At 49.6% G+C, this 6,115-nt stretch carries 6 protein-coding genes; all 6 read right to left on the reverse strand.

What is annotated here, in order from left to right; genetic code table 11:
- On the reverse strand, nucleotides 1-735 hold a 735-nt coding region (locus Q8Q07_07105; protein ID MDP3880050.1), incomplete at its 3' end, for a glycosyltransferase.
- 59 nt (nucleotides 736-794) lie between these two features.
- A complete protein-coding gene (gene glmS, locus Q8Q07_07110; GenBank protein MDP3880051.1) occupies nucleotides 795-2,606 on the reverse strand; it encodes a glutamine--fructose-6-phosphate transaminase (isomerizing) in 1,812 nt (603 codons plus the stop codon).
- A 67-nt stretch (nucleotides 2,607-2,673) separates the two neighbouring features.
- A complete protein-coding gene (locus Q8Q07_07115; protein ID MDP3880052.1) occupies nucleotides 2,674-3,477 on the reverse strand; it encodes an ABC transporter permease in 804 nt (267 codons plus the stop codon).
- A gap of 2 nt (nucleotides 3,478-3,479) precedes the next feature.
- On the reverse strand, nucleotides 3,480-4,490 hold the full coding sequence (locus Q8Q07_07120; GenBank protein ID MDP3880053.1) for an ABC transporter ATP-binding protein: 1,011 nt from the start codon (nucleotides 4,488-4,490) through the stop codon (nucleotides 3,480-3,482).
- A complete protein-coding gene (locus tag Q8Q07_07125) occupies nucleotides 4,487-5,026 on the reverse strand; it encodes a signal peptidase I (protein MDP3880054.1) in 540 nt (179 codons plus the stop codon). The genes Q8Q07_07120 and Q8Q07_07125 overlap by 4 nt, the downstream gene beginning before the upstream one ends.
- Nucleotides 5,027-5,149: 123 nt before the next feature.
- Nucleotides 5,150-5,872, reverse strand: coding sequence for a GNAT family N-acetyltransferase (locus Q8Q07_07130; protein MDP3880055.1), 723 nt, complete (start codon nucleotides 5,870-5,872; stop codon nucleotides 5,150-5,152).
- Nucleotides 5,873-6,115 lie beyond the last annotated feature (243 nt).

A 6,115-nucleotide genomic window follows, 5' to 3' on the forward strand; every position in this document is an offset into this window, starting at 1 on the left:
TATATTTTCACGTCCCACGATCAGGAAGGTGACATCCGGGCAGCGATCGAGTACGATTTTTGCAGCTCGCACCAGGTACTCATGCCCCTTTTCAGGGCGAATATGGGCCACGTTTCCCACTATTTGATGATTGGCCGGGATACCTAAGGCCTCTCGCATATTATTCGGGTATATTTCACTTCTTCCAAAGTTCAGATCTACTCCGTTGCGGATGACTAGAATATCAGATAGTCTCGCCAGCCGATATTTCGTTATGGAGCGTTGTACTTCCTCCGATACGGCAATAGTGGTTCTGTTCAACGGGTAAGTAAGCAGATTCAGCATTCCGGTAACTGGGTGATACATCTCCATGACACTGTGCTCGGTGTAGATTATGTTACTCAATCCGGCCAAACGACCAACCACCCGTCCCAGAATGCCGGTGTAGGGCAGGTGAATATGTAGTATTTGAGGTTTTCGTTCCCGTATCAGACGGAAAAGCCTGTAGGGTCCTCTGAGATCGAAGGAGGTTTGAAAATCCAGACAGAATACCGGTAAATTAGCCTCTTCAAACTCCTGCACAAGGTCATTATTGCCGGGAAGACAATAAGCCACTTCATAATCGAAGGTATTGCGGTCAAGATAGGGAAGGGATGTAGCCAGGAGTCTCTCCGCACCCCCTGCCTCCAGACCTTTGATTAACCACAGAACTTTACAATGAGCCATTGCCCCCCTGTTACCGTTCTTCTTTTTCATATTCACTTTCAGCGAAAGGACGGTTGATACCTGTCACCCGCCAGTTTCAACCGCCAATCTCACTTAACAGTGACCGATTTTGCCAGATTACGGGGCCTGTCCGGGTCTTTACCCCTGGCGACAGCCGCATGATAGGCGAGAAGCTGGAGGGGCACAACACTGACCAGCGGATAGAATATCTTGTCAACCTCAGGCAGCTCTATCCACTCGTCAAAAATCTCGTTATTCACATCCGAGAGTCCGATGATATAGGCGCCACGAGCTTTCGTTTCCATTGCATTGGACAAGGTGTCGTAGTAAGTATGGTCCCTGGGACAGATAACCAGTACCGGAGTCCCTTTTTCTATCAGGGCAAGCGTGCCATGTTTCAACTCACCAGCGGGCATTCCCTCGGCATGAATATAGGAAATCTCTTTTAACTTTAGCGCACCCTCGAGAGCTATGGCGAAATTGATGCCGCGAGCCAGGAAGTAGAAGTCTGACTTGCAGCTAATCCTCTGCCCCAGCTCTTTTACCTTGTGACCGTTGGAGGTCAAATTTCCCCTGATAAGGCAACTGATTTCCCTCAGAAATTGTCTGCCCTGTCCCAACTGGTTAAGCATGGCGAAAGCAAGCTGGTAGAAGACGACAAGCTGAGCGACGAACGACTTCGTGGCGGCTACACTGAGTTCAGGCCCGCAATTCAGATAGACTACCCTGTCACTCATCCGGGTTAAGGTGGAACTGGGGACATTGACCATGGAGATTATTCTGGCGCCATTAGCTTTTGCCATCTTAACTCCAGCAATCACGTCAGCCGTCTCCCCGCTTTGAGAGATAGCTATCACTAACGTATTCTTGTCGATAGAGTTCGCAAAGTACTCAAATTCAGAAGCCATCACGACCTCGCAAAACTTTTCGGCCAGGCTGGAAAAAAGATACCTGCCGATAAGAGCGGCATGTCTTGAAGTACCACAAGCAGCGATGATTACCTGTTTAGCTCTCAGGATCTCCAGGGCAAGCTCCATCATCATCTGCTCGTCCTGACGCAGCGCAGCCTCGACGGCATCCGGTTCTTCCAATATCTCTTTTGACATGTAATGAGCGTGCCCATTCTTGGAAGGTGCCAGCCAGTCACAGGTGACCTGCTGAAGTTGTTTATGGATCTCCCGCCCGCCTTTATCAAAAATATTGATACCGTACCGTCCGACCACGGCTATCTCGCCATCCTCCAGCGGGATGACGCCTTCTGCCCGGCCGAGGAGAGATACTATGTCGCTTGCCACAAAATACCCCTGGCAACCGGTTCCAACGATCAGTGGACTGTCTTTCTTTGCCACCACAATTTTATCAGGTTCCCGGCTCGATACCGCCGCCAAAGCATAAGAACCCTCCAGTTGAGCTATTGCGCTGAGCATTGCTTCCTTGAGAGACGCGCCTTCTGAAAAGCTATTCTCTAGAAGATGGCAAACCACTTCTGTATCGGTCTCAGATGTGAAATAGTGATGGCTCGCCAAACGCTTGCGAATGATTTGATAGTTATCGATGATCCCGTTATGCACGACGGCAACCTCAGATTTGCAGTCGAGGTGGGGATGGGCATTGCCGTCTGACACCCTCCCGTGGGTCGCCCAGCGTACATGCCCGAGACCTATAGACCCGGCCAGTTTATCCAGTTGATGCTCCCGGTTAACTGCTTCGACTGCACCGATGCCTTTCCTGCATGACAGGGCCGCGCCGTCTAAGGTCGCTATACCGGCAGAATCGTACCCTCGATATTGAAGAGTGCGAAGGCAATCCAGCACTACGGGAGCCGCATTCTCACTACCTACGTAACCGATTATTCCGCACATGGCTTCATCTTCCTTTCCTTGATATCTATCGATTTCCAAGGATTGCTTCCCGTTCGGGCGTTTTCAATGGTAACTTTCTCAGACTTTTCCCAAACGAGTTTGAGTTTCAGTATTGAGTCAGACTTCCGTCCATTTTGGCTTTTCTCAAAGCCTGGCGAAATACCAATAGTGCTAACGGCGTCAGCACCAGGCTAAAAGCCAGCAGTACAAACAGGTCAAGAGGGATCTGGCTCAATGAGTATCCTTTAAGAATGGTAAGTCTGAGACCATCGAGAGCGTAGGTAAGCGGTAAAAACCTTGATAATGGCTCCAGCCAGTCCGGCAACACCGAAGTTGGATAATACACCCCAGCGAGGAGACTCGATACTCCCCCGAAAATACGGGTGACCGGGTCTCCTTTCTTTAGTATCAGCACAAATGCGGCAGAAAGAATGCCGATGCTGCTGAAGCTCGTTATCGACAGTATCAACATTACCAGCGCACTCAGAATGTTAGCTTTGGCTAAACCGGCTTTAAATATCAAAGCTCCAACCAGGAGAAATACCATCACTCTGAAGATAACCATTATGGAAGACCAGAGTGATGAAGAGAGAAGAACGACACTGAGTCGCGTTGGACTGGCGAGCATAATTTCCAGGGTTCCCATTACTTGACCCTCACGTATGCTGGAAGCAAAGCTAGACAAAGAGAGGCCCATAAATCCGGAGAAAGCAAGCCCGATCAAAACGAAGGCAAAATAGTCGCCTCCGTAGGCTTCCAGTTGAGGTTCGACAGCGTCTCCAAATAGCTGAGAGAGAAAGTAGAACGTAGCGACACTGAATAGTATACCCACGAACTGCATAGCAAAATCGGCTCGATAGCTGATTGCATTGAAGAAATCCCGTTTGAGAAATGCCTGAGCTACTGACACGTTTAGCTAACTCCTTTTAGTCCCCCGTTGATGGCCTGTACAAAGATATCTTCTAACGGGATCTCCGTTCCGCGGCAGTCATTTACCTGTCCCCCACTGAGTACTATTATCTTAAGTACTTGATTGAGTGCCTCCGGTTGATTTGAAAGGGTCACTTCGAAGTGAAGGATTCCGTTGCTTTGAGGCTCCCTGCGGCAATCGATAACGCCATCAGTAAGAGAAACGCATTCCATAAGATCATCCGGAGCATTTCTGACCTCTAGCTCATAGCGTTTTCTTGGCTCAAACAGAGAACGAAGCTCATTCACTTTACCGGTGGTGATCAAGCAGCCTTTATCCAGTATGGCCACGCGGTCACAAATTGCCTCGGCCTCCTCCATATTATGAGTGGCCAGGACCACTGTCCTTCCGGCAGAGTCCACTTCCTCTCTTAGCAATTTACGAACGGCACGAGCGTTTTGCGGATCCAGACTCCGGGTTGGTTCGTCCACAAAAAGCACTCGCGGCTGGCACAGTAACCCCCGCGCGATTGCTAATCTTTGCCGCATACCTGTTGAGTAGTTTTGGAATCTGACGTTAGCTTCAGGAAGCAGTCCTACCTCAACCAAAGCTTCTTCTACGCGCTGCCTAATCTGACGCCGTGGCACGCGATAGAGAGACGCGTAGAATTCCAGATTTTGCCATCCGGTAAGCCGCCAGTAGAAGCTCCTCTCATCGACACTTACGGCAGCCACCAGCTTCCTGCTTGAATACTCTTCTTTCTGAATGTGACAGCCTAACACCCAGGCATCACCGGAATTAGGCAATACAAGACCGCACAGGATTTTAATCAGGGTAGTTTTACCGGCACCATTAGGTCCGAGCAAGCCGAACAATTCACGTTCTTTGACTTCCAGACTCAACTCTTTCAAAGCGGTAACCACTTCCTTCTTTCTCCAGGGCAGAAGGTCCCGGTAACCGGCTGAACGAGCGAAGCTCTTGGTTAGTTTAGTCGCCTTTATGGCAGTATTCATCCTTTACTTTTCTCTCCCCCTACAAACCACCAGAGTTTAGTCAGTCCCCGTCGTAACAGGCTTCTGGTGAACTCCGCGTTAGAGTATGCAAATAGAAGCAGACGGTTTAGCATCCTCCCGGATGTACCGCTAATCCGAAGCTCTCTATCTTTGCTCTCAATCCGAATCACTCTCCCCAGCACTTGCTCCGGTAATACCGGCGCATCGCAATATCCTAAATTATCTCCCCTGGTGGTCAATACCAGGGAATCGCTGTTTTCGTACCTGGCAACCAAGCGATGCACAACATGCCGCCCCCCATAGCGCCGAAAGAATACAATGTCCCCGATGTGCAGTTCATCGGCTCTTGCCGGCTCCACCACAATTATGTCGCCGTTGCGGATAAAAGGGGCCATACTGTTGCCATGAGCAAGGAAGCGCACGCGGCTTCCTCTCGCCAGTATCTCCCTCGTCACTACATCAAAGCCGGAATGAAGAGTCGCTTGTTTATCAACATCCGGAATGGACATGGGATCATCTTTCGATACGCAGTTCATCACGCTTTCCCCAGATATAAATACCTGCTTAAAACAAGCGTTTATGGGGCACACAGCAGCGAGCTGGGAGTTTAGTCCGCTGTGTCATAGAAGCAGGAAATGGATGAGTAACGGAAAATGAACTCAATGGATAGCCCCTGGCAGCAAGTACTGTAAATTACTATTACTCAATCCTCTCAATTCCATTACCCGGGCCCCCCTCTCCGTATTTCCCTCATAATCACGAAGTGATAACAAATCCCCCGGCAACTCGTTATCAGCCAAGCGACGCGACATGCAAACACGTCGACGTCCCAAAATCCGCTGTTCGTCTTCAAGCTCCTTTTCAAGGGCGGGAATCACCTTCCTCTCGAACCCGAGCTTCCTATAGAGTTTTATTGCCGGAGCATTGTCCTCAAACACAAGAAGAGATATCTCACTTGCTCCACTCTTCATACTCTTCTCCATGACAAAGCGGGTAAGTTCCTCACCTATTCCCATACCCCGGTAGGTGGTCCTTACCGCAAGGTTAATGAGCCAGTGACCATCATGGGAATGGTAACGCCTTGAGCGTCCTACCAGACTGGCATATCCGATGACCTGGTCTCGTTTTCTGGCGGCAAAGTGAGTGACGCTAACACCCCTCGATCGGTTATCAGCGGACTGCTTGAAATTAAACAAATGAGAGAGATGTCGCGCGTGCCCTTCATCAAGTTCCGCTATTTCAATGCCATGCTTCAATGACCTGGCGACCCTGCGATACAGTTTGACGCATTGCATCCCCAGCAGGCCGTGTGCCAGTTGCTCTTGAACATAAGTTGAGTAACGCTTGCGGGACAACTTCTCCCCACCGGCTCCAGTTCCCACTCGCTTTGATATTCCTCCTTCTGATTCCAAAAGAAAGTTTTGCTTCAATTCCAGAACCCCAACTAATCAAACTTGCCAGGCTATAGGCATATCAAAGGCATCAGGCGGCAATAATTATTGTCTCTCGAACTATGCTTCAGTCTCATATCTTCAGCAGAGCTTGTTACTTTCCAGGTGACTAAGTACCTCGTCAATAGCCCTCTGGTCGGGTGTAAACTGAAGCTCATAACCAGGAACCTCTGT

The organism is Dehalococcoidales bacterium, from assembly GCA_030698765.1.
In the GTDB taxonomy this organism is placed as follows: Bacteria; Chloroflexota; Dehalococcoidia; order Dehalococcoidales; family UBA2162; genus JAUYMF01.

Coding starts and splice junctions, on each gene's coding strand:
- Q8Q07_07120 (MDP3880053.1), bottom strand. CDS start 4,490: ATGAATACTGCCATAAAGGCGACTAAACTAACCAAGAGCTTCGCTCGT.
- Q8Q07_07125 (MDP3880054.1), bottom strand. CDS start 5,026: ATGAACTGCGTATCGAAAGATGATCCCATGTCCATTCCGGATGTTGAT.